23 protein-coding genes are annotated in these 26,296 nt (G+C 66.1%); 13 read left to right on the plus strand and 10 right to left on the minus strand.

All coding sequences use genetic code 11. The annotated features are described in order from the left end of the window. Window positions 1-66: 66 nt before the first annotated feature. Together queC and BW994_RS02195 are read right to left on the minus strand one after the other, a co-directional pair. Window positions 67-798 carry a 7-cyano-7-deazaguanine synthase QueC gene (queC, locus tag BW994_RS02190; protein WP_029312999.1) on the minus strand — a complete coding sequence of 244 codons (732 nt, stop codon included), beginning with the start codon at window positions 796-798 and terminating at the stop codon, window positions 67-69. A 138-nt stretch (window positions 799-936) separates the two neighbouring features. Further along, complete coding sequence (locus tag BW994_RS02195) at window positions 937-1,140, minus strand: hypothetical protein (protein ID WP_139333948.1); 204 nt, start codon at window positions 1,138-1,140, stop codon at window positions 937-939. A 187-nt stretch (window positions 1,141-1,327) separates the two neighbouring features. On the opposite strand from BW994_RS02195, the gene BW994_RS02200 reads away from it, so the two are divergent. The 5 genes from BW994_RS02200 to BW994_RS02220 all read left to right on the plus strand — a co-directional run bounded on the left by BW994_RS02200 (window position 1,328) and on the right by BW994_RS02220 (window position 6,802). Further along, a complete protein-coding gene (locus BW994_RS02200) occupies window positions 1,328-2,509 on the plus strand; it encodes an amidohydrolase (RefSeq protein ID WP_029312997.1) in 1,182 nt (393 codons plus the stop codon). Further along, window positions 2,509-3,216 carry a MarC family protein gene (locus tag BW994_RS02205; RefSeq protein WP_029312996.1) on the plus strand — a complete coding sequence of 236 codons (708 nt, stop codon included), beginning with the start codon at window positions 2,509-2,511 and terminating at the stop codon, window positions 3,214-3,216. Before BW994_RS02200 ends, BW994_RS02205 begins: the two co-directional genes overlap by 1 nt. A 333-nt stretch (window positions 3,217-3,549) precedes the next feature. Then, window positions 3,550-4,065 (plus strand): MarR family winged helix-turn-helix transcriptional regulator, encoded by a 516-nt coding sequence (locus tag BW994_RS02210; RefSeq protein WP_051657517.1) that lies wholly within the window; start codon window positions 3,550-3,552, stop codon window positions 4,063-4,065. Next, entirely contained in the window at window positions 4,065-5,195 is a 1,131-nt protein-coding gene (locus BW994_RS02215; RefSeq protein WP_029312994.1) for an HlyD family secretion protein, read from the plus strand. The genes BW994_RS02210 and BW994_RS02215 overlap by 1 nt, the downstream gene beginning before the upstream one ends. 14 nt (window positions 5,196-5,209) lie before the next feature. Next, window positions 5,210-6,802 (plus strand): DHA2 family efflux MFS transporter permease subunit, encoded by a 1,593-nt coding sequence (locus BW994_RS02220; RefSeq protein ID WP_051657516.1) that lies wholly within the window; start codon window positions 5,210-5,212, stop codon window positions 6,800-6,802. 140 nt (window positions 6,803-6,942) lie between these two features. Here BW994_RS02220 and cydC read toward each other — a convergent pair whose 3' ends face one another. From cydC to BW994_RS02250, 6 genes are all read right to left on the minus strand, one after another. Next, window positions 6,943-8,613 carry a thiol reductant ABC exporter subunit CydC gene (gene cydC / locus BW994_RS02225; protein WP_029312992.1) on the minus strand — a complete coding sequence of 557 codons (1,671 nt, stop codon included), beginning with the start codon at window positions 8,611-8,613 and terminating at the stop codon, window positions 6,943-6,945. Next, the gene (gene cydD, locus BW994_RS02230) at window positions 8,610-10,367 is read right to left on the minus strand and encodes a thiol reductant ABC exporter subunit CydD (protein ID WP_051657515.1); all 1,758 of its coding nucleotides are present in this window, start codon (window positions 10,365-10,367) and stop codon (window positions 8,610-8,612) included. The genes cydC and cydD overlap by 4 nt, the downstream gene beginning before the upstream one ends. Before the next feature lie 3 nt (window positions 10,368-10,370). Beyond that, window positions 10,371-10,604: a hypothetical protein gene (locus BW994_RS02235; RefSeq protein WP_029312990.1), complete on the minus strand. Its 234-nt coding sequence runs from the start codon at window positions 10,602-10,604 to the stop codon at window positions 10,371-10,373. A gap of 10 nt (window positions 10,605-10,614) precedes the next feature. Further along, a complete protein-coding gene (locus BW994_RS02240; protein WP_245801492.1) occupies window positions 10,615-11,670 on the minus strand; it encodes a cytochrome d ubiquinol oxidase subunit II in 1,056 nt (351 codons plus the stop codon). Between the two features lie 44 nt (window positions 11,671-11,714). Next, on the minus strand, window positions 11,715-13,157 hold the full coding sequence (locus BW994_RS02245) for a cytochrome ubiquinol oxidase subunit I (RefSeq protein WP_029312988.1): 1,443 nt from the start codon (window positions 13,155-13,157) through the stop codon (window positions 11,715-11,717). 96 nt (window positions 13,158-13,253) lie between these two features. Next, window positions 13,254-13,865 carry a GbsR/MarR family transcriptional regulator gene (locus BW994_RS02250; RefSeq protein ID WP_035229840.1) on the minus strand — a complete coding sequence of 204 codons (612 nt, stop codon included), beginning with the start codon at window positions 13,863-13,865 and terminating at the stop codon, window positions 13,254-13,256. 144 nt (window positions 13,866-14,009) lie between these two features. Between BW994_RS02250 and BW994_RS02255 the strand changes: the two genes are divergently transcribed. Then, window positions 14,010-14,255, plus strand: coding sequence for a YMGG-like glycine zipper-containing protein (locus BW994_RS02255; RefSeq protein ID WP_029312986.1), 246 nt, complete (start codon window positions 14,010-14,012; stop codon window positions 14,253-14,255). Between the two features lie 100 nt (window positions 14,256-14,355). Next, window positions 14,356-15,363, plus strand: coding sequence for a FliM/FliN family flagellar motor switch protein (locus BW994_RS02260; RefSeq protein ID WP_029312985.1), 1,008 nt, complete (start codon window positions 14,356-14,358; stop codon window positions 15,361-15,363). On the opposite strand, the gene BW994_RS02265 is transcribed toward BW994_RS02260, so the two are convergent. Continuing rightward, entirely contained in the window at window positions 15,354-16,505 is a 1,152-nt protein-coding gene (locus tag BW994_RS02265; RefSeq protein WP_217696424.1) for an FAD-dependent oxidoreductase, read from the minus strand. The two genes, BW994_RS02260 and BW994_RS02265, sit on opposite strands and share 10 nt — an antisense overlap. Before the next feature lies 1 nt (window position 16,506). Between BW994_RS02265 and BW994_RS19855 the strand changes: the two genes are divergently transcribed. Genes BW994_RS19855 through BW994_RS02290 form a run of 6 tightly spaced genes read left to right on the plus strand, consistent with a single transcriptional unit; the run spans window position 16,507 to window position 23,229 of the window. Continuing rightward, on the plus strand, window positions 16,507-16,755 hold the full coding sequence (locus BW994_RS19855) for a hypothetical protein (protein ID WP_217696425.1): 249 nt from the start codon (window positions 16,507-16,509) through the stop codon (window positions 16,753-16,755). Beyond that, a complete protein-coding gene (locus BW994_RS02270; protein WP_029312983.1) occupies window positions 16,752-18,146 on the plus strand; it encodes an MFS transporter in 1,395 nt (464 codons plus the stop codon). Before BW994_RS19855 ends, BW994_RS02270 begins: the two co-directional genes overlap by 4 nt. A 13-nt stretch (window positions 18,147-18,159) precedes the next feature. After that, a complete protein-coding gene (locus BW994_RS02275; protein ID WP_245594179.1) occupies window positions 18,160-19,902 on the plus strand; it encodes a radical SAM protein in 1,743 nt (580 codons plus the stop codon). Next, window positions 19,899-22,007 (plus strand): FAD-dependent oxidoreductase, encoded by a 2,109-nt coding sequence (locus tag BW994_RS02280; protein WP_051657513.1) that lies wholly within the window; start codon window positions 19,899-19,901, stop codon window positions 22,005-22,007. The genes BW994_RS02275 and BW994_RS02280 overlap by 4 nt, the downstream gene beginning before the upstream one ends. Next, entirely contained in the window at window positions 21,980-22,684 is a 705-nt protein-coding gene (locus BW994_RS02285; protein WP_245594178.1) for a glycosyltransferase, read from the plus strand. The genes BW994_RS02280 and BW994_RS02285 overlap by 28 nt, the downstream gene beginning before the upstream one ends. Beyond that, window positions 22,681-23,229, plus strand: a complete 549-nt coding sequence (locus tag BW994_RS02290; protein ID WP_076454330.1) for a TIGR04282 family arsenosugar biosynthesis glycosyltransferase — start codon at window positions 22,681-22,683, stop codon at window positions 23,227-23,229. The genes BW994_RS02285 and BW994_RS02290 overlap by 4 nt, the downstream gene beginning before the upstream one ends. Window positions 23,230-23,474: 245 nt before the next feature. On the opposite strand, the gene gyrB is transcribed toward BW994_RS02290, so the two are convergent. After that, a complete protein-coding gene (gyrB, locus tag BW994_RS02295) occupies window positions 23,475-25,907 on the minus strand; it encodes a DNA topoisomerase (ATP-hydrolyzing) subunit B (RefSeq protein ID WP_029314304.1) in 2,433 nt (810 codons plus the stop codon). Between the last annotated feature and the right edge of the window lie 389 nt (window positions 25,908-26,296).

The raw sequence follows: 26,296 nt of genomic DNA on the forward strand, positions 1-26,296 counted from the left end.
TACGTGTGCGTAGCACGGATCGGATGCGCCATACAGCGCCCGGGTGGCGCTGGTTAAACAAAATTGTCATGTTCCGTCCATGGTATCGCCGCCGGGCGCAGCGCCGGCGCGATAGCGCGCCCAGCCGGCGGCCCGCAGATCGCACGCCGGGCAGGCGGCGCAGCCATAGCCCCAGTCGTGCAGGACCGCGCGATCACCCTTGTAGCAGCTATGGCTTTCGGTGCGGATGGTCTCGACCAGCGCGGCACCGCCGAGGGTTTCGGCGAGGCGCCAGGTGGCGGCCTTGTCGCGGTACATCAAGGGGGTGTCGATGATGATCGGCCGGTCGAGCCCGAGGCCGAGGGCGGATTGCATGGCGCGCATCGTGTCGTTGCGGCAGTCGGGGTAGCCGGAATAATCGGTCTCGCACATGCCTCCGACCAGCACGCCGAGGCCGCGCCGGTAGGCGAGTGCGGCGGCATAGGTGAGGAACAGCAGGTTGCGCCCCGGCACGAAGGTGTTGGGCAGGCCAGCGGCGGTGGTGGCGATTTCGATATCCGCGGTCATCGCGGTTTCACCCAGCGCGGCGAGGGCGGCGGCGATGTCGAGCATGTGGTCGGGGCCAAGAGTGGCGCGCCAGGGTTGCAGCGCCGCGATCGTGCGGCGGAGCGGGGCGCGGCATTCGAGTTCGACGGCGTGACGCTGGCCGTAGAAAAACCCGATGGTCTCGACCCGGTCGAACCGGTCGAGCGCATCGGCGAGGCAGGTGGCGCTGTCCTGTCCGCCGGAGAACAGCACGAGTGCCGCTTGGCTTGTCATGGGCAGGCTTGTGCCCGCTCATTGTGGGGCAATCAAGGCGAAGGGCGGCCGGTTTCGGTGTTTTTCAACAACCGAACCCGTGCCGCCCTTCAACCGGCAATTAGCGTACGGCGGGTCGCCCCGCCGTATCAGCCTGGATCAGCCGTTGCGCGCGATCGCCTGCATCTGCTGGGCGTGGGCGGTGCGGCCGTTGGCGTTGACCGCCTTGTGCTGCGGCTGGGCATGCACGATCAGCGGGCCGGGCTGGTACATCGAGGTGCCGACCGAGCTGGCATTGGCGGCGAGCGGTGCGAAAGCGCCGGCGACGGCGAGGATGGTCAACAAACGGGTCATTTTACGCATGATAAAAACTCCTGAAAACAAAACATTGGTGCAGGTGGTGTCCTGCTCGCTGCCAGAATTGGGGGTTATGCTGCGCTGCAATAACCCGCAGTTGCGGCGTAAGACCTATTCGGCCGGCGTATGAAACCAAACGGCGCGGCGCGGAAAGACTTGGCGTGATCGAACTGGTGCGGTTATGCTGGCGCGCATGAACATCGACCCGCAATTGCACGACTGGACGCCCGAATTCGCCGCCTGGCGGCAGGATTTTCATGCTCACCCTGAAATTGCTTATCAGGAGCATCGCACCGCAGCCCTGGTGGCCGAGCGGCTTGCTTCGTTCGGGATCGAGGTGACCACCGGGGTTGGCGGCACCGGGGTGGTGGGCACGCTGCGGGGCGGGCGGTCGTCCGCGGGGGGGAATCGGGCGATTGCGCTGCGGGCGGATATGGACGCGCTGCCGATGGATGAGGCGAACGATCTGCCGTATAAATCGCAGAATCCGGGGCGGATGCACGCCTGCGGCCATGACGGCCACACCACCATGCTGCTCGCCGCCGCGCGCTATTTGGCGGCGACGCGGGATTTTGCCGGGACGATCCATTTCATTTTCCAGCCCGCCGAAGAGGGTGGCGCCGGTGCGTTGCGGATGATCGAGGATGGGTTGCTGGAGCGGTTTCCGTTCGATGCGGTGTTCGGCGCGCATAACGACCCGACGCTGCCGGTGGGTGCGATTTCGGCTTCGACCGGGACGGTGCATGGGGCGACCGATGATTTCGTGATCCGCCTGACCGGGCGCGGCGGCCATGCGGCGCGGCCGCATGCGGCGATCGATCCGATCGTGGCGGGGGCGCAGATCGTGCTCGGGTTGCAGTCGATCGTGTCGCGCCGGGTCGATCCGCTGGAATCGGCCGTTGTTTCGATCTGTACGTTCCATGCGGGTAGTGCGACCAATGTTATTCCGGAGATCGCGACGCTGAGCGGCACCGTGCGCAATCTGACGCCGGCCAATCAGGTGCGGCTGGCGCGCGAGATTCCCGAGCTGATCGGGCATCTGGCGCGGGCGGCGGGGGTTGAGGCGGAGGTGGATTACCAGAGCGGCTATCCGCCGGTGGTGAATGACGGCGCGATGGCGGGGGTTGTCGCGCGGGCCGCCGGGGCGGTGGTGGGGGCTGCGAACGTGCATACCACGCTGCCGCCGACGCTGGGGGGCGAGGATTTTGCTTATTACGCGATGCAGCGGCCGGGGTGTTTTTTCCGGATCGGGCAGGCGGATGGCGAAAAGGGGGCGATGCCGCTGCATCATCCGCGCTATGATTTCAACGATGCGATCCTGCCGGTCGGGGCGGCGGTGTTTGCGTCCATCGCGGCCAGCGAATTGCCGGGCTGATGAACCTGCTGGCCGAGGCGGCGGACGCGTTTCTGCTCGCGTTCCCGGCCCTGCTCTCGATTGTGAACCCGCTGGGCGGGGCGATTATTTTCAACGAGATCACCGAAAGCCGCAGCCATCGGGTGCGGCTTAATCTGGCGCGCCGGGTTGGGTTGAACAGCGCGCTGGTGATGCTGATTTCGCTGTGGGCGGGCAGTTATATCCTGAGTTTTTTTGGCATTTCGCTGAATGCCCTGCGGTTGGCGGGCGGTGCGGTGGTGGCGGCGCGGGCGTTTCAGATGCTGAATGCGCCGGAAGAGCATGAGGAGCGCAAGCAGGCCCAGGCGGCGCACGCGACGGCGCAGGTGAGCGCGGGGGCCGAGGCCGAGGAGACCGCGGAAGACATATCGGGGTTTGCGTTCTTTCCGCTGACCCTGCCGTTCACGACCGGGCCGGGGACGATTGCGGTTGCCGTGGCGCTCGGCACGCAGCATCCGGCCTCGGGGGCGACGCTCGCGATGTTCTTTGCCGGCCTGTCGCTCGCGGCCATTGTCATGGCGCTGTTGATCTGGCTGTCCTACGCCACGGCGGATCGGCTCGGGGCATTGCTGGGGCCGACCGGGCGGCGGGTTTTGTCACGGTTGGCCGCTTTTATTCTGCTGGGCATTGGCGTGCAGATCATGCTGTCCGGCGCGGTGCCGGTGCTGCATCAGGCGATTCGGGGCTGAGGGGCGAGAAACAGAAGGCGGGGGGCTTTGCCCAGGACTTTCCGCTGATGTGACCTGTGTCGCCCTCCCCTTGCCTAAAACGAATGGATTTCAAAGCCCGGCGCGCGTCGCGCGCCTTATCATATGATAGCGGGCATCTTGCCCGTGGGGCCTTTAACAGGGTCCAGGGGCGGAGGAGCCGAAGGTTCCAGCGATGCTCTTCATCGCTGGAATGGCTCCGGAGGGAGAGCCCCTGGCCTTCCTTGCCTCCGCGCTGCCGCAGGGCCCCCTGCGAAAAACGCAGAACTGGGGCAGTAGCGCTTACTCGTATCAATCTCTATTATATCAATCACGATGGATCCGAACATTTCTTGTGCGCCGCCGGGCGCCGGCACCGAACCTGATATTCTGTATCTGCTGCATGATGTCGCGCGGTTGCTGCGTCGCGAGATCGACCGGCGGGCGCGGATGCATGACATGAACCGGGCGCAATGGGTGATGATGATCCGCCTGTCGCATAATCCTGGTTTGTCGCAGAAGGATCTGGCGGAAATCATCGAAGTCGAGCCGATGACGGTGGCGCGGCTGACCGATCGGCTGGAGGCGCGCGGGTTGGTGGAGCGGCGGGCGGACCCGCGGGATCGGCGGATCTGGCGGCTGCATCTGACCCCGCTGGCGGACCCGTTGCTGCGCGATATCGAGGCCCAGCGCGGCCTGGTTGCCGAATTCGTGACGCAGACGCTGTCGCCCGAGGTGATCGAGGCGACGATCGATGGATTGATGCGGATGAAAACAATTTTACTCACGGCCGATCGTGCGGCCGACACCTATATGATCAGTGCCGCCAAGGCCGAACAGGAGATGGCTTGATGTCGCAGACAAGTTCAACCGCCGGGGTCGTGACGCGCGATGCCGAGGGCCGCGAGACCACGGGGCGCGACGCCAAGACCCGGTCTGAGGGGCGTAGCCGGGGCGGCTCGAAGCTGCTGCGGCCGGTCTTGATGATCGGCGGGGTGCTGCTGATTTTGCTGGCTGTATTGCTGTACTGGCTGTTCAGCGGCGGGTCGGTTTCGGTGACGGATACGTATATCAAGGCGGCGCGGGTCAATTTATCGACCGATGTGTCCGGCCTGGTCGATCAGGTCGATGTGAAGGACCATCAGGTCGTTACCAAGGGTCAGATCCTGTTCCGCTTGCAGCCGACGCGGTTTGTCGTGGCCGAGGATCAGGCGCAGGCGAAGCTGGCCGAGGTGAAGCAGCAGATCGAGGGCGCGCGGCACGGCTACGAGGCGCAGCTTGCGAAGATCAAGGTGCAGCAAGCGGTGGTCGAGAACGATCGGCTGAATTATCAGCGCTATGCCTCGCTGGTGCATGGCGGCGGCGTGACGCAGTCCGACTATGACAATGCGAAGTATAAATACCAGGGTGCCGAGGCCGATCTGGCGGCGATGCAGGCGCAGGCCGGGGTTGATCTGGCGAAATTGTCCGGCGATCCGAAGATCCATCTGGCCGATACGCCCCAGTACAAGGCGGCGGCGGCGGCGGTTGCGGCGGCGCAGTTGAACTACCGGCATTCGATCGTGCGGGCTCCGTTCGATGGCGTGGTGACCGAGACCGAGCAGTTGCAGCCGGGGATGTACTTGCAGGCCGGCACGGCGGCGTTCGGGCTGGTTTCGAGCACGGATGTGTGGGTGCGCGCCCAGCCGAAAGAGACCGCGCTGACCTGGGTGAAGCCGGGCGACAAGGTGAAGATCCATGTCGATACCTATCCGGGCAAGCTGTGGCACGGGGTGGTGGCGAGCATCGCACCGGCCAGCGGTTCGAGCTTTTCGATTTTGCCGGCGCAGAATTCATCGGGCAATTGGGTGAAGGTGGTGCAGCGGATTCCGCTGCGGGTGAACATTACCGATGGGCCGAAGCATCTGGTGCTGCGCAACGGCATGACGGCCGAGGTGGATATCATCACCGGCCATCAGCACAAACTGTCGAACCTGTTCTGATCGGCTGAATTTTCATGGCCGCGGATGATCAGGCCAAAGGCGGGCCGGGCAAGAACGAGGTGATGCAGGTTTCCGGCATGCCACGGGTGATCGTGACGGTCGGGTGCATGATCGGCACGCTGATGCAGGCGCTGGATTCCACCATCGCCAACGTGTCGCTGCCGTATATGCAAGGCTCGCTCTCGGCCTCGTATGACGAGATCACCTGGGTGCTGACCTCGTATGTGGTGGCGGCGGCGATCATGACCGCGCCGGTGGGTTGGCTGGCCGGGCGGTTTGGGCGCAAGAACGTGTTCATGGTGTCGATCATCGGGTTCACCATCACCTCGATGATGTGCGGCATTGCCAGTTCGCTGGGCGAGATGGTGGTGGACCGGCTGCTGCAGGGCATGTTCGGCGCCGCGCTGGTGCCGCTCAGTCAATCGACCATGCTCGATATCTATCCGCCGGAAAAGCGTGGGCAGGCGATGGCGATCTGGGGCATCGGCGTCATGGTCGGGCCGATCCTGGGGCCGACGCTGGGCGGGTATCTGACGTATTTTTATGACTGGCGCTATGTGTTTTTCGTCAATCTGCCGTTCGGCATCGCCGCGGTTCTGGCGCTCGGGTTTTTCATGCCGAAGCGCGGTGCGGCCAACCGCTCGACCGGGCATTTCGACTGGATCGGCTTTGCCGTGCTCTCGCTGTTTCTGGCGGCGTTGCAGATTCTGCTGGATCGGGGTGAGGAGAAGGATTGGTTCAGCTCGACCGAGATTGTCACGTATGGCGTGCTTGCGGCGATCGGGCTTTATCTGTTCATCGTGCATATGTTCACGGCCAAGCAGCCGTTCATTCCGCGCGGGGTGTTCAAGGATCGGAATCTGAATGCCGCGCTGGTCGCGATGTTCGCGGTGGGTTCGGTGCTGCTGTCGTCATCGACGCTGATGCCGCCGTTTCTGGAAAAACTCGGCAATTATCCGGTCGAGCTGGCGGGGCTGGTGATGGCGCCGCGCGGGTTGGGCACGATGGGGGCGATGGTGATCGCCGGACGGCTGACCAACAAGGTCGATCCGCGCTATCTGATGTTCGTCGGGTTCTTGCTGCTGATCGTGTCGTTCTGGATGATGATGCAGTGGCTGCCGTCGTCGCCGCAATCGTATCTGATCGAGAGCATCGTGGTGCAGGGGGCGGGGCTTGGCTTCGTGTTCACGCCGTTGCAGGTGGTGGCGTTCTATACGCTCGATCCGGCATTGCGGACGCAGGGGACTTCGCTGCTCAGCCTGATGCGCAATGTCGGTATGGCGGTGGGGATTTCGGTGACCGAGGCGGTGCAGGTGCAGATGTCGCAGGTGGATCACCAATCCGTCTCGAACGCGATCACGCCGTTCAACCGGGCGCTGCAGGTGGGTGGGGCGGTGACGCATTATCTGAACCCGATGACGTCCAAGGGGGCGGCGATGCTGAATACGATGATCGTGCAGCAATCGGACATCATTTCGTATCTCGATGCGTTCAAATTCATGCTGATGGTGAGTGTTCCCGCGATCTTCACGCTGCTGCTGATGCGCAAGCCGCCGGCGCAGGCGGGGGTGAAGGCGGAGAAGCATGAGATGGCGGTGATGGAGTAAGGGTAGGGGAAGAAGGCTTCTTTTTTGTAAAAAAGAAGCAAAAAACTTTCCGACCCTGGGGCACGGGCGTTTTCAAAGGCACGGGCCCAAATTAAAGGGAGTTTTTTTGCTTCTTTTTTTGCAAAAAAAGAAGTACTTCCCTACCCTTTACTTTGCTTCAGCCGACCACGCTCCATAACAAACACCCGATCCACCAGCCGCAAGCTCTGCGGCCGATGCGTGATCATGATCGTGGTACGCCCCTGCATCAGCACTTCGAGTGCGGCGAGGACATCGCGTTCCGACACGGCGTCCAGCCCTTCGGTCGGTTCATCGAGGATCAGGATCGGCGCGTCTTTCAGGAAGGCGCGGGCGATGGCGATGCGGCGGGCCTGACCGCCGGACAGGCGCATGCCGGTTTCACCGACGATGGTATCGAGCCCGGCGGAGAAGCTGTGGACTTCGTCGAGGATTTGCGCCTGGCGGAGGGCGTCGTGCAGTTCGGCCTCGGTCGCGCCGGGGCGGGCGAGGTGCAGATTGGCGCGGATGGTGGTGTTGAACAGATAGGTCTGCTGCGCGAGCACGGCGCAGACGCCGCGCGTGGTCTCGCCGCGCAGATCGCGCAGCGAGACGCCGCCGAGGGTGATGCTGCCCTCCTGAAACGCCCAGAAGCGGAGGATCACGTTGAGCAGGCTGGTCTTGCCCGAGCCGGTTTCGCCGATGATGCCGATGCGCCCGCCCTGCGGGATGGCGAGATCGATGTGTTGCAATGCCCAGGGGCCATCCGGCGTGTAGCGCATCGACAGGTCGGTGATCCGCAGGTCGAACCGGGTGGGCGGGTCGGCCGGGTGCGCGGGTTCGGCGATGGTGGGTTCGGTGTCGATGATGGAAAAGATGCGGCGCGCGGCGGCGAGGGTTTCGCCAAGCGCCTGGAACGCGATGGGCAGGGGTGCGACGGCTTCGAAACTGCCGAGCACGAACAGCGCGATCATCGGGAGATCGGGGCCGGTGAGATCGCCGCGGCGGACCAGCGGGATGGCGATGATGAGGGCGAGCCCCATGGCGAGATTGGCGGCGAGACCGGCGAGGCCGGCGGCGGGGCCGGCGATCCATGCCTGGCGGCGCTGGCTGGTGATCAGGCGATCGCTCAGCGCGGCGATGGTTTCGGTTTGGCGTGGGGCGGCCTGATAGACCAGCAATTCGCCGAGGCCGCGCGCGGTATCGGTGACGCCGGCGCGCAGATCGGCGCGGATGGCGACCGCCCGGCGGCCGGACCAGCGGGCAAGGCGCTGGGTGGCAAGCGGCAGGGCGACGCCGGCGAGAACCAGGCCAGCGAGGTCGATCAGCGCGATTTTGACGCTGAAGGCGGCCATGAAGGCGACGATCAGGTTGATGGTGGCGGCGGCGGCGATGGTGGGCGCGAGGACGCGGAGATAGAGATTGTCGAGACTGTCGATATCGGCGCGGATGCGGCTGAGCAGGTCGCCGCCGCGATAATATTGCAGCCGGGCCGGCGCCAGCGGTTCGAGATGCTGGTAGAACCACACCCGTAACGCGGCGAGCAGGCGCAGCGTGGCCTCATGCGTGACCAGGCGTTCGGCATAGCGCCCGCCGGTGCGCAAAATGGCAAGGGCGCGGATGCCGGCGGCGGGGGTGAAATACTCGATCAGATGGCCGCTGAGGCCGGACAGCGCCATGGCGGCGATGAACCAGCCGGCGAGTGCGACCAGGCCGACATTGGCGAGGATGACCACAACCGACAGGCCGATGCCGGCGAGCAGCCACAGCGCGTAGGGCCGGAACAGGCGGAGCAGGCGCAGCAGATCGGTCATGCCGGGACATCCTGACGCAGCGCGCTCATGGTGGCGTAGAGGCCGTGGCGGGCGAGCAGGCTGGCGTGGTCGCCGGATTCGATGATGCGGCCGTGGTCGATGACCAGGATCCGGTCGGCATGGCGCACCGATTCGAGGCGGTGGGCGATGATCAGCATGGTGCGGTCGCGCGCGAGGCGTTCGACCGATGCGGTGATCAGCGCGGCGGTGGCGGGATCGAGGCTGGCATCGGGTTCGTCGAGCACGATGAGTTCGGCGTTTTTCAGAAAGGCGCGGGCGAGCGCGATGCGCTGGATTTCACCGCCCGACAGGCCCTGGCCGCGCTCACCCACGATGGTGTCGTAGCCCTGCGGCAGGTTGGTGATGAAATGATCGGCGCCGGCCTGGGCGGCGGCGGCGCGCACGGCGGCGGCATCGGCGGTGAGGCCGAGCCTGATGTTGTCGATCACGCTGCCGTGGAACAGCGTCGGGCGTTGCGGCAGCCAGGCGATGCGGGCGAGCCAGGCGGCGGGCGGCAGGTCGCGCAGATCGGTGCCGCCGATGCGGATGGCGCCGCCGCTGGGGTGGAGGAAGCCGAGCAGCAACTGGCTGATCGTGGTCTTGCCGGCACCGCTCGGCCCGACCAGCGCGAGGCGTTCGCCGGGCGCGAGGGTGAAATCGATGCCGGTGAGGATGGGTTCGCTGGGTTGATAGGCGAAATCGACCTGTTCGAAGCGGATGGTGAGAGCCGGTTCGGGCGCGGGTGTGGGTGCGGGTAGTGATGCGGGCGGTTCGGTCGCGAGGAGGCGGACGATCTGTTCGGCGGCGCCGATCGCTTCCATCCGCGCGTGGTAGGAGCTGCCCATGTTGCGCAGCGGGCGGTAGAACTCGGGTGCGAGCAGCAGGACGAAAAACCCCGGCAGGAAGTGGAGGTCGCGGTAGTAGAGTGCGAAGCCGATATAGACCGCGACCATCGCGATGCTGATGGTCGCGAAAAACTCCAGCACCAGCGAGGACAGGAAGGCGACGCGCAGCACCGCCATGGTGGTGATGCGGTAATCGTCCGACACGTCGGCGATCATCTGTGCTTCGGCACGGCTGGCGCCGAACAGTTTGAGCGTGGTCAGCCCCTCGATCGCGTCGAAGAAATAAGCGCTCATGCGGGCGAGCTTGCGCCATTGGCGCTGGTTGAGCCGCTCGGCGCCCTTGCCGACGATGATCATGAACAGCGGGATCAGCGGCGCGGTGATCACCATGATGATCCCGGCGACCCAGTAGGCGGGGAACACGAACACCAGAATGGCGAGCGGAATGAAGACGGCGAGCGCCATCTGCGGCAGGTAGCTGGCATAGTATTGATCGAGCGCCTCGATACCGTCGATCAGGGTGGTGGCGAGGTCGCCGCTGCGCTCACGGCGGCTCCAGGCCGGGCCGAGGGCGGTGAGATGGGCGTAGGCGAGGCGGCGGATGTCACGCTTGACGCGGGCGGCGGCCTCGAAGCCGATGATGTCGGTGAGCGCAGTGATGATCGCGCGGGCGATGAAGGTGGCCAGCAGGTCGATCAGTAGCGGCCAGACCTGGTGCAGAGCCCGGTGCTCGATGATCACGCCATCGATGATGCGGGCGAGCAGCCAGGCCTGCAGGACCAGGAGCACGCCGCCGATCGCGCCGGTGATGATCGTGGCGGTGAGCGGGATGCGCACCCGGGCCGTAAAGCCACGCAGCCAGGCTTCGAGGCTTTTGGCCTCGGCGCGCGAGCGCGGGGCGTTGGCCATCGCTCAGCGCCGCGGCGCGCGGCGGACTGCGCGGTATTCGCCCTGGAGCAGAATGCCGAACAGGATGGCGGTGAAGCCGGCCATGCCGAGCGCCATCAACAGCAGGGCGCGCGGCAGGCCGAAGATCGCCTCGATGAGCAGCACACCGAGCGCGGGGCCGGCGAGGCACAGGGCCGCGAGGCGCTGGTTGCGCAGCGCCTGGAGCAGCGGCCGATCCGAGGGGGCTGCCTGGGCCATCGGGACGCGATCAATGCCCGTAGGCGGCGAGTTTGGAGACGCGGGCGCGGAACACCCAGATCTGGTACCAGTTGTACATCAGCATCACCGGGAAAAATCCGGCCATCGCCAGGGTGAAGGTGATGATCGAGACCTGCGGGGTCGCGCCGGCATAGATCGTCCAGGTGTCCGGAACCATCCAGGGGTACATCGTCCACATCATGCCGGTCGCCATCAGGGCGATGGCGGCGTTGAGCCAGAGGATGGCCGCGATGTCGCGCTCGGCGTTGGAGGCGGCGCGCATTTTCACGATGGCGAACAGCACCGCGAGGAAGCCGATGCCATAGACCCAGGAATACGGGCCGAACCATTTGCCCGAGACCCAGGGGAAGATGATCACGCTCCAGCCGATGGTGATCGCGACCGCGCCGATCGCGGCGTAGAAGGCGTAGTTGGTCCAGCGCGCGGCGTGCTTGCGGATATCTTCCTCGGGCTCGAACCGGGCGCGGACGAACAGGCCGCCCGCGAGCGAGACCGCGATGACCGCGGCGATGCCGGTCCAGACGCTGAACGGGCTGATGAAGCGCAGCGCGCCGCCGACATAGGTGGGCACCTGATCGGGCACATGGGTGAGCGGAAACCCGTGCAGCGTAGCGCCGACCGCCATGCCGCCGAAGAAGGTGGTGGCGAGGCTGGAGATGCCGAAGGCGTAGTCGCTGAACCGCTGATAGCGCTTTTCCGCAAGGTGGCGGAATTCGAGCGAGACGGCACGGGTGATGATGCCCCAGAGGGCGAGGGCCAGCGGCACCATCAGATAGCTGAACAGCGAGCCGTAGACGAAGGGAAACGTGCCGAACAGCACGCCGCCGGCCACGATCAGCCAGGTTTCATTGGCATCCCAGGTGCCGGCCATGGCGGACATGATGGCACCGCGTTCATCCTCGTCGGATACGAACAGGGAGAACACGCCGGCGCCGAGATCGGCGCCGTCGAGGATGATGTAGAGCAGGATGCTCAGCCCCAGCGACATCCACCACACGATGGTGAGGAGGTGCTGGGTCTGGGTCAGGGCGTTCATCGTTTGCATCGGAACGGGTCTTTCATCGCGCGGGTCGGGTCAGGCGCGCTGTATCAAGCGGGCCGCAGGTATTCGGGCTTGCCGGGCTCGTGGTGGGCGGGCTCTTCGATATGGCCGAGCGCCTGGTGCCCGTCCTGCGCGACCGGGCTGACCAGATCGGGGCCCTTGCGGATGATTTTGGCGAGGAAATACCAGGTGCCGCCGAACACCGTCAGTTCGAACGCCATGTAGCCGACCAGCCAGAAGATTTCGAGCGGCACCGACATATGGCTGACGCCGGCCGATGTGCGCATCATGCCGTAGACGATCCAGGGCTGGCGGGCGACTTCGCGGGTCCACCAGCCGGTCCAGACCGCGAGATAGGGCAGGAAGGCGCTGGCCGTGACGGCGCGCAGGAACCATGGGTTGGCGGCGATGGTATCGGCCGACAGGCGCCGGCGCAGCGCCAGCCAGCCGCCCCAGAAGGCGACCAGCATCATGGCCATGCCCGCCGCGACCATGATCCGGAACGAATAGAACGGTACCACCACCGGCGGACGGTCCTGCGGCTTGATGCTGTTCAGCCCTTCGACCTTGCCGTTCCAGCTATGGGTTTCCAGCAGGCTGAGCACATGCGGGATGGTGATGGCGAAGGCGTTGCCGTCGCCCTTGGCGTTCGGCCAGGCAAGGATGTGCCAGCCGGTGTTGACCGAGCCGTCCTTGTTATAGGTGTTGTAATGGCCTTCCATGGCGGCGAGCGCGGCGGGCTGGTCGTGCGCGATGGTGGCACCCAGGCCGTCGCCCAGATAGACCTGCAGCGGGGCAACCACGACCAGGGCGAGCAACGCAAAGCGCAGCGGCCGGGCAAACAGCGTGACATTGCGGCGCTTCAGGACGAACCAGGCGCAGACGCCGGCGACAAAGAACAGCGCGAGTTCGAAGGTTGCCACCAGCATATGCGGGAAGCCGTACATGACATCCGGATTGAACAGGGCGGCGACCCAGTCGGTCACCTGGAACACGCCGTGTTTGAACACGATGCCGGCGGGGGTCTGCATCCAGGAATTCGCGACCAGGATCCACATCGCCGAAAACGAGGACGAGAGAGCGACGTTGAAGGTCGCGAACAAATGCATCTTTTTGCTGATCTTGCCCCAGCCGAAGATCATCAGCCCGATGAAACCGGCCTCGTACATGAAGGCGGTGATGGTCTCATAGCCGAGCACCTGGCCGAAGAACGGGCCGGCCGCCTGCGAGAACGGGCCGTAGAGAATGCCGAACGCCATTTCCATGGTGATGCCGGTGGCGACACCGGCGCCGAAATTGACGATGAACAGCTTCTCGAAGAAGCGCGCCAGACGATACCAGCGCTCGTCATTGGTCGCGACCCAGCGCCATTCGAAAAAGAACAGAATGACCGCGAGGCCGATGGTGAGCGGCGGATAGAGGATGTGAAAACTGGTGATCCACGCGAAATCGAGGCGCGAGAGGAAGACCGAGAGTGAATTATCCGACATTTCTGGCTCTTTCGGGTTCGTTCGGGAGGCGGATGACGGCGCGGCCCGCGCCGGTGCGGCTGCGGGATGATCGGTTGATCAGGTGTGTCGGGTCGCTCATGTTTCCAGTTCCTGATCGTGGCTGCCATCAGAATCGTGACTCATGGCGGGCTCGCGGCGGCCCCGACCGATCAGCGGCAGGCGGTTTTTCAGCTCGAGCAGGGCAACGACGCGGCCGCCGAGCTTGAGCAGCTGGGTCAGATCGGCGGTATCGAGTTTCTGGACGTCTTCCGACCAGCGCATGATCAGTTCGATCAGATCATGCATTTCGCGCAGGCGGGTCTGGGCGTAGCGATCGGCCTCGCCGCCCGGGGTTTCCATGATGAGTTCGCGCAGGACCGACAAGGTGGGGTCGATTTCGCGGCGCCGCCGTTCCTCGGCGAGGACGCGGACGATCTGCCAGATATCCCCCAGGGTCGAAAAATGTTCGCGCCGGTCGCCGGGCAGATGTTGCAGCCGCACCAGGCGCCAGGATTGCAGCTCTTTCAGGCCGAGCGAGACGTTGGAGCGCGAGAAGCCGAGAATCTCGGCGATTTCGTCGGCCGGCAGCGCGCGCTCGGAGACATAGAGCAACGCGTAGATCTGCCCGACGGTGCGGTTGATGCCCCAGCGGCTGCCCATTTCGCCGAAATGCAGGGTGAAGGCTTCGGTCAGCGGGGAGAGCTGCATTTTCGAAGTTCCAGAAATTACTGGAACATGGATAATGCGGAAAGCCCGGCTGTCAACCGGCTTCGGCGGTGCCACTTAATGGACATGATCGGCGGGTATCCGCGACACGACGTTCGATCATCATCAACCATTGGGATTCCGACCATGAAATTACGCGCTTTTGGTCTTATCGTCGTCCTCGCAGGCGCCACACTCGGCCTGTCGGGCTGCGGCTATACGCCGGGCAGCCGTGCGCTTTCCGGGGGTGCGATCGGCGCCGGTACGGGCGCGATCATTGGTGCGGCGACCGGCACCGGACCGGCCGGCGGTGCTCTGATCGGCGGTGCGATCGGTGCGATCGGCGGTGCTGTAACCAGCGCGCGCACGATCAATCTCGGTCATGGGCTCTGAAATCGTCGCGGCTCAATGAAATGTTAACCTTTCTGGTCGATACTGGGCTGGCTCGGATCTGACCGGGCCAATCGTTTCGTGCAGATAAGGTTTGATATCGATGATGAGTTCCGAGGACGGGTCGGCTGAATCATTGCTCGCGCAGGCCGAAATCGACATGATCCTCGGCACGCAGTCCGATTCCGGCGCGCCCGAACCGGCCGCCCCGCCGCTGAACCGGCTGATCCATGGCAATGCGGTGCGCTACGAACGCCTGCCGATGGCGGAAATCGTGTTCGAGCGGCTCGCCCGCATCCTCGGCGGCAGCCTGCGCAACCTGTTTCAGGACAATGTCGATGTCAGGCTCGCCGCCCTCGCCTCGCAGCGCCTGACCGAGAGCATCGCCGGGGTCAGCGCGCCGGGCAGCGGGCAAGCCTCGCTGCTGGCGGTGTTTCGCGCGCTGGAGTGGGACAATCTCGGTATTTTGGTGATCGATTACGACACGATCTATAATCTGACCGAAATCCTGCTCGGTGGCCGCAGCGTGCCGGCGGGCCAGCCGCACGCGCCCCGCCCGCTCACCTCGATCGAGCGCAATTTGACCGAACGGCTCATCCGCATCGTGCTGCAGGATCTGACGGTGAGTTTCGCGCCGATCTGTGCGGTGACTTTCGAGCTGGAGCGCACCGAGACCGATCCGCGCTTTGCCGCGGTGGGCCGCAATTCGGGCGCCGCACTGACCGCGCGGATCGGGATGACGACGGCGAGCCGGCAGGGTTCGGTCGGCATCATCCTGCCCTATGCCACGATCGAACCGGTGCGCGAGTTGCTGTTGCAGCAGTTCATGGGCGAAAAATTCGGCCGGGATTCGATCTGGGAGGCGCATCTGGCCGAGGAGCTTTGGCATACCGACATCGAACTGGAAGCCGTGCTCGACCAGCAGACCATGAAGCTGAGCGCGTTGATGGCGCTGAAAGAGGGCGACATCATGCCGCTCGGCACGCCGAAAGGCGCACCGATTGCATTGCGCTGCGGCGATATCAGCCTGTTCGACGCGCAGCTTGGCGTGCGCAACGGCCGGATCGCCGCCGCGATCGACCGCAAGGTGACGCCGGTGGATCAGCGCTGATGATCGGCGCGGGCATGGTCCGCCAGATTGGTATAGCGGCCCATGAATCGCCGATCGACCCAGTCTTTCCAGAGCCAGACCCAGCGTCCTTCGGCGCTCCAACCGCCTTTCACGGCGATCGCGCGGCAATCGCCGGTGCCGATCAGCGCAAGGGCGTGGCGCTGCGGCCGAAACGGCACCAGCGCCTGGCCGGACAGCGCGCGACGCAGATTGGCCGCGAGCGGCTTGCCCTGTCTGACCGCGTAGACACCGGATTTCGGCAACTTCCGGCCGATCACGCTCGCGATATCGCCCGCCGCGAACACCGTTGGGTGCGAGGTTGATTGCAGCGTGTCGTGCACCGCGATGAAGCCCTTTGGATCGAGTGCAAGACCCGTTTGCGCCAGACCCGATCGCGCAAGCCAGGGCGCGGGCACACCGCCGGTTGCCCAGATCACGTCATCGAGGTCGAACCGCGCGCCGTCCGCCGTCGTGCCGATCACCTGGCCGGTGAACACGCCGATGCCGCGCCGGTGCAGGATGCGTTCCAGCCGGCGGCGGGCTGGCTCTGCGAACCCGGGCAGAATGGTGGCGGCCTGGCCGAACAGGCTGAAACGCGGCGCATCGTCCGGCCGGCCGGCGGCGCGCAGCAATCCTTCGAGCCGGACTTGCAAGGCGAGCACCAGTTCGACACCACCGGCACCGGCGCCGACGACGCCGATGTGCAATCGCTCCGGCGTTGCCAGCGTGCGCGCGCACAACGCCTCCCAATGTGCGAGAAACGGCGCGATCGGCTTGACCCCGATGCCTGATGCGCGCGGCGACGGGCTGGCGCCGATGTCGATCGACAGGCAATCGTAAGGCACCGGCGGCCCCGCGCGGCACAGCACGCGCTGGCAAGCGAGATCGAGGCCGGTCGCTTCGTCATGAATAAAGCGCGCACCGGCGAAACGGCAGAGCGCCGCGACATCGATATGCGCCTCGGCATGGGTGTAATGCCCGGCGATCAGGCCCGGCAGCATCCCCGAATAGGGCGTTTCGGCATCGCGGCCGATGACGGTGAGTTCGACGCAAGGTAACGGATTGGTGGCAAAGCCGCGGATCACCGCCACATGAGCGTGGCCGCCGCCGATCAGGACGAGGGTGCGGGCGGCGGAGGGCATGATGGGTTGTTTCGGCGGGGTTTCGGGAGAAGGCAAGGGAAGCGCTGCTTTTTTGAAAAAAAGAAACAAAAAACTTTCCGACACTGGGGCACCGGCGTTTGGACCACCACGGGCCCAGATTAATGAAGTTTTTTTTGCTTCTTTTTTGTTCACAAAAAAGAAGACCTTCCCTTTCCCTGATCTCTCAGTTGTAACCATTGACCCGCTTGGCCCGTATTCCCCTATATCGATCACCCAGGGACCCCAATGACCGATCCAGACACCGCCGCGACCGATGCCCATTTGCTCGAGACTCTGGCCAACCTGCGCTGGAATCGGTTTCACACCATCGTCGTCCTGCTGTTCGGCCTTGGCTGGGCGCTCGATGCGTTCGAGGTAACGTTGATTGGCAATGTGCTGGGCGCGCTGCGCCAGCATTTCCACCTCGGCAGCAACGCCATGTCGTTCATTCTGGCGGCCTGGTTCGCCGGGCTGATGCTCGGCGCTTCGGGGTTCGGCATCCTGTCCGATCGGTACGGCCGGCGGCGGGTGTTTCTGGCCAGCCTGGTGCTGTACGGCGTGGCGACGCTAGCGACCGCGTTTGCGCCCGATCTGGCGGCGTTGATGGTGCTGCGGCTGATTGCGGGCATCGGCGTCGGTGCGGAATATGCGGCGATCAATGCGGCGATCGCGGAGCTGGTGCCGAGCCGGTCGCGCGGCCGGGCCTCGGCGATCGTGCTGAATTTCTGGCCGGTCGGCAGTTTCGTGGCCGCCCTGCTGGCCTGGCTGGTGCTGTCGGCGTTGCCGGCCGACCTCGGCTGGCGGGTGGTGTTCGCGCTCGGCGGCGCCATTGCACTCTCAGCAGCGTGGTTTCGCCGGCATCTGCCCGAAAGCCCGCGCTGGCTGATCGAGGCGGGGCGGCGCGAGGATGCGCGCGTGATCATCGGCCGGATCGCGGCGGGGCTGACCGATGCGACCACGCTTGCGCCCGCGCCGGTGGTGCAGCGGGTCCGGCGCGAGGTGAACGGCTTGCGCGTGCTGCTGCGGCACTATCCCGGCCGGCTCGCGCTCGGCGCCGTGCTCGATTTCGCCGAAGCCTCCGGCTACTACGGCCTGTTCGCGTTTCTGCCGATCGTGGTGCTGCCCGCGCTGCATCTGCCGCCGGCGCGCCTGCCGCTGTTCTATCTGGCGGGCAGTGTCGGCGCGCTGATCGGCGGGTTCGCCGCCGCATCGCTGCTCGACCGGATCGGCCGCGGGGTCACGGTGGCGGGGTTCTATCTCGCCACCGCGTTGGCGCTGATCGGCTTCGCCGCGATCACCGGCATGGGTGCCGGGGCGATCATGCTGGGGTTCGCGCTGGTCAATCTGCTGGCGACCGGCAGCTGGATCGCCGCCTACCCGATGTTTGCCGAATTGTTCCCGACCAGCCTGCGCGCGACCGGCATCGGCGCTTCGGTCGCGGTCGGGCGGATCGGGGCGGCGCTGTCGCCGTTTCTGGTGGGGTATGTCGGCGCGCGCAGCATGCCGGCGGCGCTGGTGATGCTGGCGGGATTCTGGGCACTGGGCGCGGTGGCTGTTCTGGTGTGGCGGCGGCGCGGCGGCATCGAGGCGCGGGGGCTGGCGCTCGAACAACTCGCCGTGGAGCCCGCGCGCTATGTTTGATGGCGAGCCAGTGGTGCCGTTGATCACAGCGACCGGGCCGGTGCTGATTTTCGGCGGGCCGTACAGCAATATCCAGGCGACCGAGGCGCTGTTCGATGAGGCGCGGCGGCTCGGCATCGCGCCCGACCAGATGATCTGCACCGGCGATATCGTGGCCTATGGCGCCGATCCGCAGGCCTGCGTCGATTTGATCAGGAGCCATCGGGTCGCGACCGTGATGGGCAATTGCGAGGAGCAACTCGCCCAGAACGCGCCCGATTGCGGCTGCGGCTTCGCGGCCGGTTCGGCGTGCGACCGGCTTTCGGCCGGCTGGTTCGGCTACGCCAATGCGCGCGTCGATGCGGCCGCGAAACGCTGGATGGCGGGGCTGCCGCGCCGGATCGACCTTGCGATCGGCGGCCGGCGTCTCGCGATCGTGCATGGCGCGCCGAGCCGGATCAACCGCTTCGTATTCGGCTCGGACCCTGAGCCGATGCTTGCCGATGAAATCGCCCTGACCGGTGCGGATGGCGTGATCGCCGGGCATTGCGGCCTCGGTTTCACCCGCATGGTGGGCGGCAAACTCTGGCATAACGCCGGCGCGGTGGGGCTGCCGGCGAACGATGGCACGCCGCGCGGCTGGTTTTCGGTGCTGACGCCGCACGGCGATGGGTTCAGCATCACGCCGATGCCGCTCGCGTTCGATCACCGTGCGGCGGCGTTCGCGATGCGCGCGGCGGGGCTGGCCGAGGACTACGCCGGCGCGATCGAGACCGGGGTTTGGCCCAATTTCGATATCCTGCCGCTGCCGGAACGCGCGGCGACCGCGATGCCGCTGGCGCCCGCAGTGATCGCGGTGCCGGGCGATCCGCCGGCAGCCGCCGCACCGCCGGCCGATGCGCTGGTCGCGCTGGAGCGGCTGGAAACCCTGTGGGTCAACACCGGCACGCTGTGCAATCTGGCGTGCGCCGGCTGCTATATCGAGAGCAGCCCGCGCAACGACCGGCTCGCCTATATCGCGCCCGAAATCCTGAAATCCCTGCTGGACGAGGCGCGTGACGTCCAGCCTGACCTGCGCGAAATCGGCTTCACCGGCGGTGAGCCGTTCATGAACCCGGCGATCATGCCGATGCTGGGTGATGCGCTCGACCGGGGATATCGCGTGCTGGTGCTGACCAACGCGATGCGGCCGATGCAGCGGCATTTCGACGCCCTGCGGGCGCTGCACGCGGCGCATGGGGCAAAGCTCGGGGTGCGGGTTTCGCTCGATCATTTCACCCCGTCCGGGCATGAGGCGTTGCGCGGCGCCGACAGCTGGCAGCCGGCGCTGGCCGGGCTGCGCGCGCTGGATGCGGCGGGTTTCGCCCCCTCGGTCGCGGCGCGGTTCGATCCGGCGCTGGCGAGCGAGGCCGAGATCCGGGCGGGGTTTGCCGGGCTGTTCGCGGAAGAGGGCTTCGCCATCGATGCGGCCGATCCCGCGGCGCTGGTGCTGTTCGCCGAACTCGCGACCGAAACGCCGGTTCCCGGCGTCGCCGCGGCGGCGTGGCAGGCGCTGCGGTCGCGCGGGGCGGATGCGATGTGCCGGACCGCGCGGATGGTGGTGCAGCGCAAGGGAGAGTCTCGCGCCTCGATCGTGGCGTGCACGCTGCTGCCCTATGAGGCGCGGTTCGATCTGGGATCGACGCTGGCGGCTTCGGCGCGGCCGGTCACGCTCGATCACCCGTATTGCGCGCAATTCTGCGTGTTCGGCGCCTCCTCCTGCATGGGCGCGCGATGAGCGGCACGGCGGTGGCGCGCGGTGCCTGGTGGCGGCCGGCGGCATTCGGCCTGGTGATCGTGCTGGTGGTGGCGGCGGTCATCGCGCTCGGGCGGCATCGGCTGACGCTGGCGGGGCTGGAAGCTCACGCGGCGGCGCTTGGGGCGGCGGTGGCGCAGCACCGCGTTGCGGCGTTCGCGTTGTATTTTGCGGTCTATGTCGTGGCGACGGCGATTTCGCTGCCCGGTGCGGTGGTGCTGACGCTGGCGGCCGGGGCGCTGTTCGGCGTGGTGGCGGGCAGCATCCTGGTCTCGTTCGCCGCCTCGATCGGCGCATCGCTCGCGTTTCTGAGCGCGCGGTTCCTGCTGCGCGATGCGGCGCTGGCGCGGTTTCCTGGCCTGTTCGCGCGGATCGAACGGGGAATCGCGCGCGACGGTGCGCTATACTTGATCTCGCTGCGGCTGGTGCCGGCGGTGCCGTTCGTCGCGATCAATCTGCTGGCCGGGCTGACCAGCCTGCCCCTGCGGCGGTTCTATTGGGCGAGCCAGATCGGCATGCTGCCGGCGACGCTGATTTTCGTCAACGCGGGTGCCAGTCTCGCAACCCTCGGGCCGCATCAGGCGATCCTGACGCCGCGGCTGATCATGGGGCTGCTGCTGCTGGCCGCCCTGCCGGTTGCCGCCCCGCTGCTGCGCAACGCGCTCGCTGCACGCCAGCGCTATGCCGGCTGGCGGCGGCCACGCCGGTTCGATCGGAATCTGGTGGTCATCGGCGCGGGTTCGGCCGGGCTGGTGACCGCCTATGTCGCGAGCGCGCTGAAGGCCAGCGTCACGCTGATCGAACAGGCCGCGATGGGCGGGGATTGCCTGAATACCGGCTGCGTTCCCTCGAAAGCGCTGCTTCACGCGGCCCGTGGCGGCATGGATTATAGCCAGGCGCGTGCGGCGGTGCGCGCGGCGATCGCGGCGATCGCGCCGCATGATTCGGTGGCGCGCTATCAGTCCCTGGGGGTCGATGTGCGGCGCGGCCACGCGACCATCGAAACCCCCTGGTCGGTCTCGGTCGATGGTGAAACGCTGACGACCCGCGCGATCGTGATCGCGACCGGTGCCGCGCCGCTGGTGCCGAATTTGCCGGGGCTGGCCGATTGCCCGTTCGCGACCTCGGAAACGCTGTGGGATATCGAGGCGCTGCCGGCGCGGCTGGTCGTGCTCGGCGGCGGGCCGATCGGCTGCGAAATGGCGCAGGCCTTCGCACGGCTCGGCAGCACGGTGACCCTGGTGGAGCTGGCCGACCGGCTGCTGGGGCGCGAGGATGATGATGTCTCGGCGGCGATGGCGGCTGCCCTGCGGCGCGATGGTGTCGCGGTGCTCACCGGACATCGCGCCGTCGCGGTGCATCGCGATGATGCGGGGTTTTCGCTCGAAGCGCTACACGGCGATGCACCGGTGATGCTGCGGTTCGACCGCATCCTGGTCGCCCTCGGCCGCGTGCCGCGCACCGCCGGGTTCGGGCTGGAGGCGCTGGGCATCGCGCTGACGCCGGCCAAAACCATCGAGACCGACGCGTGGCTGCAAACGATTCTGCCCAATGTGTTCGCCTGCGGCGATGTCGCCGGGCCGTATCAATTCACCCATGTCGCCGGATTCCAGGCCGGGTTCGCCGCGCTGAACGGGTTGTTCGCGCCGTTCTGGCGGTTCCGGCCGGATTATCGGGCGGTGCCGGCGGTAACCTATACCAGCCCGGAAATCGCGCGGGTCGGGCTGAACCAGCGCGCGGCGCGCGAGGCCGGCATTGCGTTCGAGACGACGCGCTACGCCTTCAGCGAGCTCGATCGCGCGATCGCCGAAGGCGATACCGAAGGCTTCGTGACCGTGCTGACCAAACCGGGGTCGGACCGGATTCTGGGCGCGACCATCGTGGGCACCCAGGCCGGCGAAATGCTGACCGGCTTTACCATCGCGATGCAGCACAAGCTCGGCCTGAAAAAACTGCTCGGCGTGATCTACCCCTACCCAACCCGGTCCGAAGCGATCCGCGCGGTGGCGGGGCAGTGGCGGCAGCGCCATGCCTCGGCGCGCGGCCTCGCGGTGCTGGCATGGTTTCACGCCCGGCGGCGCGGATGAACGGCGCGCTGACCGTGGTGATCCCCACGCTGAACGAAGCCCCTGCCCTGCCCGCGCTGCTGGCCCTGCTCGCGCGATCCGCCCTGGTCGGCGCGGTGGTGATCAGCGACGGCGGCAGCACCGATGGCACGGTAGCGATCGCCGCATCGCACGGCGCGATCGTGGTGGCCGGCGGTGCCGGGCGGGGCGCGCAGGTTTCACGCGGCATCGCCGCCGCACCCTCGGCGTGGCTGTTGCTGCTGCACGCGGATTCGCTGCCGCAACCCGGCTGGGATGACGCGATGTCCCGCTGCATCGCCAGCAATCGGTCCGGTCAGGCGTGGTACGGGCGGCTGCGCCTGGCGAGTGCCGATCCGCGCGCCCGGCTGATCGAATACGGTGCGGCGCTGCGCTGCGCGCTGCTCCGGCTGCCCTATGGCGATCAGGCGCTGCTGATCCACCGCGACACGCTGGCCGCGATCGGCGGGATGCCGACCCTGCCGCTGATGGAAGACGTCGCTCTCGCGCGCCGGCTCGGCCGCGCGGGGCTCGCACCCTGCGACATGATCGTCATGACCGACGCCGCCGCCTATGCGCGCGACGGCTGGCTGCGGCGCAGCCTGCGCAACCTCGCACGGCTGGCACGGTTTCTCGCCGGCGCCGATGCCGTGCTTCTGGCGGCAGAATACCGGCGATGAGGCGACCCGTAATCGTGCTGTTCACCCGCATCCCGCGCCTCGGCGTCGGTAAACGGCGGCTCGCCGCCACCCGCGGCGATCGCGCGGCGCTGCGCCTCGCCCGCGCCATGCTGAACCGCACCATGCGGCTGCTGCGCGGCATGCGAACGATCGAGCGCGTCATCGCCGTCGCCCCCGCACACCACGCCCGTCTGCGGGCCCCAGGCTTCACGATCATCGGCCAAAGCCGCGGCGATCTCGGTGCGCGCATGCAGGCCCTGTTCCGGCACTACCAACGCCGGCCGGTGCTGATCATCGGCAGCGATATCCCCACCATCACACCCGATGACCTGCGCACCGCCTGCCGCCGCCTGCGAGGCGCCGACGCCGTATTCGGCCCCGCCACCGACGGCGGCTACTGGCTCATCGGCGTCGCCGGGAAACGACCCGACCCGATCTTCCCCAACGTCCGCTGGTCCACCCCCCACACCCTCGCCGATACCAAACGCACCTTCACCACCCGCCGCACCTGCACCCTCCGCGAACACGCCGACCTCGATATGTGAGGTTGGGGCTGGGGCGCGTGAGGAAGCAAGGCGGGGGGCTTTGCCCCCTCGACCCCCACTAAGGGCTTAGCCCTTAGAACCCGCTAGTTTTAGGCAAGGGGAGGGCGACACAGGTCAGATCGACGGAACGACCGAGGCAGCGCCCTCCCCTTGCCTAAAACTAATGGATTTTAAAGGCTCCGCCTTTAACGGGGTCCAGGGGCAGAGCCCCTGGCCTTCCTTCGTTACGCGCCCCAGCCCAAACTTCACACGTCGAGGTTGGCGACTTTGAGGGCGTTGCCGACGATGAAGTCGCGGCGGGGTTCGACGACGTCGCCCATCAGGGTTGAGAAGATCTGGTCGCTTTCCTCGGCGTCGCCGATGCGGACCTGGAGCAGGCGGCGCAGGTCGGGGTCGAGGGTGGTGTGCCAGAGTTGGTCGGGGTTCATTTCGCCGAGGCCTTTGAAGCGTTGGATCGACAGGCCTTTGCGGCCGATGGCGAACAGGGCTTCGACCAGGCTGGAGGGGCCTTGGACGGGTTTTTCGGTCTCGCCCTGGCGCAGGGCGGGCGGGGTGGTGAACATGGTGGCGAGGCGTTCGGCGCGGTCGGCGAGCCAGCGGGCTTCGGTGGAGCGCAGGGTGGCGAGGTCGAGGGTGAAGCGTTCGGCGACGCCGCGGACGGTGCGGCCGATGATGATGCCGCCGGCATCGACCGCGACGACCCAGCCGCGTTCGTTGGGCAAAGAGATGGCATCGAGCCGTTGGGCGAGGATGGGGGCGCGATCGGTCATCTGGCCGGGTTCGGCGCCGAGCACGCCGACGATGGCGGCTTGTTCGATGTAGGCGACCGGCATGTCGCGCGCGAGATCGGTGATGCGGCGGGAGGCTTCGCGCAGGAAGGGGAGTTCGGCTGCGAGGTCGATGCCATCGATGCGGGCTTCGTTGAGGGCGCGCTCGAAGAGGTAGGCTTCCATGGCGTCGTCGTCTTTGAGGTAGCGTTCCTCGTTGCCGCGTTTGGCGCGGTAGAGCGGCGGCTGGGCGATGTAGAGGTGGCCGCGTTCGATCAGTTCGCGCATCTGGCGGAAGAAGAAGGTGAGCAGCAGGGTGCGGATGTGCGAGCCGTCGACATCGGCGTCCGTCATGATGACGATGCGGTGGTAGCGGAGTTTGGAGACGTCGAAACCGCCTTGTTCGGGTTCGGTCGGGCCGATGCCGGTGCCGAGTGCGGTGATCAGGGTGCCGATTTCGGCGGAGCCGAGCATGCGGTCGAAGCGGGCGCGTTCGACGTTGAGGATTTTGCCTTTGAGCGGCAGGATGGCTTGGGTTTTGCGGTCGCGCCCTTGTTTGGCGGAGCCGCCGGCCGAGTCGCCTTCGACGATGAAAATCTCGGATTTGGCGGGGTCGCGTTCCTGGCAATCGGCGAGTTTGCCGGGCAGCGTGCTGATGTCGAGCACGCCTTTGCGGCGGGTGAGTTCGCGCGCCTTGCGGGCGGCTTCGCGGGCGGAGGCGGCGTCCATGACTTTCTGGACGATCAGGCGGCCTTCCTTGGGGTGGGTTTCGAACCAGTGTTCGACCGCATCGGCCACGGCGGCCTGGACCAGGGGCTGCACTTCGGAGGAGACCAGCTTGTCCTTGGTTTGCGAGGAGAATTTCGGGTCGGGCACCTTGACCGAGAGCACGGCGGTCAGGCCTTCGCGCATATCCTCGCCGTTGAGGGAGAGGTTGTCTTTTTTGCTGACCTGGTCGGCGATTTTGGAGACGACGCGGGTCAGCGCCGAGCGGAAGCCGGCGAGATGGGTGCCGCCGTCGCGCTGGACGATGTTGTTGGTGAAGCAGAGCATGGTTTCGTGGTAGGTTTCGTTCCATGCGAGGGCGAATTCGACGCGGATGCCGCCGACCGCATCGACTTTATAGTCGGTGATCGGGGGGCCGAAAATCGGGGTTTTGGCGCGGTCGAGCCAGTTGACGAATTCGATCAGGCCGCCCTTGTAGAGGAAATTGGCTTCCTGCACCGGGGTGTGGCGTTCATCGCGCAGGTTAATGGCGAGGCCGGAGTTGAGGAAGGCGAGTTCGCGCAGGCGGCGTTCGAAGATCGCGTAGTCGAATTCGACATGGGTGAAGGTGCCGGAGGAGGGTTTGAAGGTGACTTCCGAGCCGGTCGGGTGATCGGACGGACCGACGATTTTCAGCGGGGCGACGGCGTCGCCGTGTTCGAAGCGGATGAAATGTTCGAGGCCTTCGCGCCAGATGCGGACTTCCATCCATTCGGACAGCGCATTGACCACGGCGGCGCCGACGCCGTGCAGGCCGCCGGAGACTTTGTAGGAATTCTGGTTGAACTTGCCGCCGGCGTGCAGTTTGGTGAGCACGACTTCGGCGGCGGAGATACCTTCTTCGTGGTGGATATCGGTCGGGATGCCGCGGCCGTTGTCGGTCACGGTCATTGAGCCATCGCCGTTGAGCACGACATCGACCTTGTCGGCGAAACCGGCCTGCGCTTCATCGACCGCGTTGTCGATGATTTCGGTGCCCATGTGGTGGAGGCCGGACCCGTCATCGGTATCGCCGATATACATGCCGGGGCGCTTGCGCACGGCATCGAGGCCGCGGAGCACGCTGATCGAGGCGGCATCGTACGCGGCATCGGGCTGTTGCTCGGGCGGAATGGGCATAGGGGTCGTATCGGCCGTATCGGTCATGCCGGGTGGTTACTCCGAAGGGTGGGATTTGCGGTGTTTCTAGCAGAAAACCGCCGATTCGCCTAATGGCCGGGTGGGGGTGCGCGGGGAAGGGCGGGACGTTTTTTTGTTGTGGTGAGGCGGAAAACTTTTGGTTGTTTGGCCTGGGGACGGGTTCGGCGTTCGCTATGGTTCAGTCGTTCTCTCTATTTATTACGATATCGTAACGATATGGGCGTGCGAAGGCGCTTGGGTCAGGCGGGTTGAATTTTGAAAGCGGGGGTTGGTGTGGGGGATTCGGACGCGGTGGGTTCCGGGGTGCCGAAGATGATGTGGCGGCGGGAGTCGGGCGGTGGGTCGGGGGCGAAGGGGGGTTCGGTGGGCAGGTCGATGCCCATGGCGTTGTAGAG

Origin of the sequence: Acidiphilium rubrum, from assembly GCF_900156265.1 — a bacterium.
In the GTDB taxonomy this organism is placed as follows: Bacteria; Pseudomonadota; Alphaproteobacteria; order Acetobacterales; family Acetobacteraceae; genus Acidiphilium; species Acidiphilium rubrum.

What these genes read in the sequence shown, in the direction of transcription:
- queC (WP_029312999.1), bottom strand. Translation starts at nt 798, where the DNA reads ATGACAAGCCAAGCGGCACTCGTGCTGTTCTCCGGCGGACAGGACAGC.
- BW994_RS02195 (WP_139333948.1), bottom strand. Translation starts at nt 1,140, where the DNA reads ATGCGTAAAATGACCCGTTTGTTGACCATCCTCGCCGTCGCCGGCGCT.
- BW994_RS02200 (WP_029312997.1), top strand. Translation starts at nt 1,328, where the DNA reads ATGAACATCGACCCGCAATTGCACGACTGGACGCCCGAATTCGCCGCC.
- BW994_RS02205 (WP_029312996.1), top strand. Translation starts at nt 2,509, where the DNA reads ATGAACCTGCTGGCCGAGGCGGCGGACGCGTTTCTGCTCGCGTTCCCG.
- BW994_RS02210 (WP_051657517.1), top strand. Translation starts at nt 3,550, where the DNA reads ATGGATCCGAACATTTCTTGTGCGCCGCCGGGCGCCGGCACCGAACCT.
- BW994_RS02215 (WP_029312994.1), top strand. Translation starts at nt 4,065, where the DNA reads ATGTCGCAGACAAGTTCAACCGCCGGGGTCGTGACGCGCGATGCCGAG.
- BW994_RS02220 (WP_051657516.1), top strand. Translation starts at nt 5,210, where the DNA reads ATGGCCGCGGATGATCAGGCCAAAGGCGGGCCGGGCAAGAACGAGGTG.
- cydC (WP_029312992.1), bottom strand. Translation starts at nt 8,613, where the DNA reads ATGACCGATCTGCTGCGCCTGCTCCGCCTGTTCCGGCCCTACGCGCTG.
- cydD (WP_051657515.1), bottom strand. Translation starts at nt 10,367, where the DNA reads ATGGCCAACGCCCCGCGCTCGCGCGCCGAGGCCAAAAGCCTCGAAGCC.
- BW994_RS02235 (WP_029312990.1), bottom strand. Translation starts at nt 10,604, where the DNA reads ATGGCCCAGGCAGCCCCCTCGGATCGGCCGCTGCTCCAGGCGCTGCGC.
- BW994_RS02240 (WP_245801492.1), bottom strand. Translation starts at nt 11,670, where the DNA reads ATGCAAACGATGAACGCCCTGACCCAGACCCAGCACCTCCTCACCATC.
- BW994_RS02245 (WP_029312988.1), bottom strand. Translation starts at nt 13,157, where the DNA reads ATGTCGGATAATTCACTCTCGGTCTTCCTCTCGCGCCTCGATTTCGCG.
- BW994_RS02250 (WP_035229840.1), bottom strand. Translation starts at nt 13,865, where the DNA reads ATGCAGCTCTCCCCGCTGACCGAAGCCTTCACCCTGCATTTCGGCGAA.
- BW994_RS02255 (WP_029312986.1), top strand. Translation starts at nt 14,010, where the DNA reads ATGAAATTACGCGCTTTTGGTCTTATCGTCGTCCTCGCAGGCGCCACA.
- BW994_RS02260 (WP_029312985.1), top strand. Translation starts at nt 14,356, where the DNA reads ATGATGAGTTCCGAGGACGGGTCGGCTGAATCATTGCTCGCGCAGGCC.
- BW994_RS02265 (WP_217696424.1), bottom strand. Translation starts at nt 16,505, where the DNA reads ATGCCCTCCGCCGCCCGCACCCTCGTCCTGATCGGCGGCGGCCACGCT.
- BW994_RS19855 (WP_217696425.1), top strand. Translation starts at nt 16,507, where the DNA reads ATGGGTTGTTTCGGCGGGGTTTCGGGAGAAGGCAAGGGAAGCGCTGCT.
- BW994_RS02270 (WP_029312983.1), top strand. Translation starts at nt 16,752, where the DNA reads ATGACCGATCCAGACACCGCCGCGACCGATGCCCATTTGCTCGAGACT.
- BW994_RS02280 (WP_051657513.1), top strand. Translation starts at nt 19,899, where the DNA reads ATGAGCGGCACGGCGGTGGCGCGCGGTGCCTGGTGGCGGCCGGCGGCA.
- BW994_RS02285 (WP_245594178.1), top strand. Translation starts at nt 21,980, where the DNA reads ATGGTTTCACGCCCGGCGGCGCGGATGAACGGCGCGCTGACCGTGGTG.
- BW994_RS02290 (WP_076454330.1), top strand. Translation starts at nt 22,681, where the DNA reads ATGAGGCGACCCGTAATCGTGCTGTTCACCCGCATCCCGCGCCTCGGC.
- gyrB (WP_029314304.1), bottom strand. Translation starts at nt 25,907, where the DNA reads ATGACCGATACGGCCGATACGACCCCTATGCCCATTCCGCCCGAGCAA.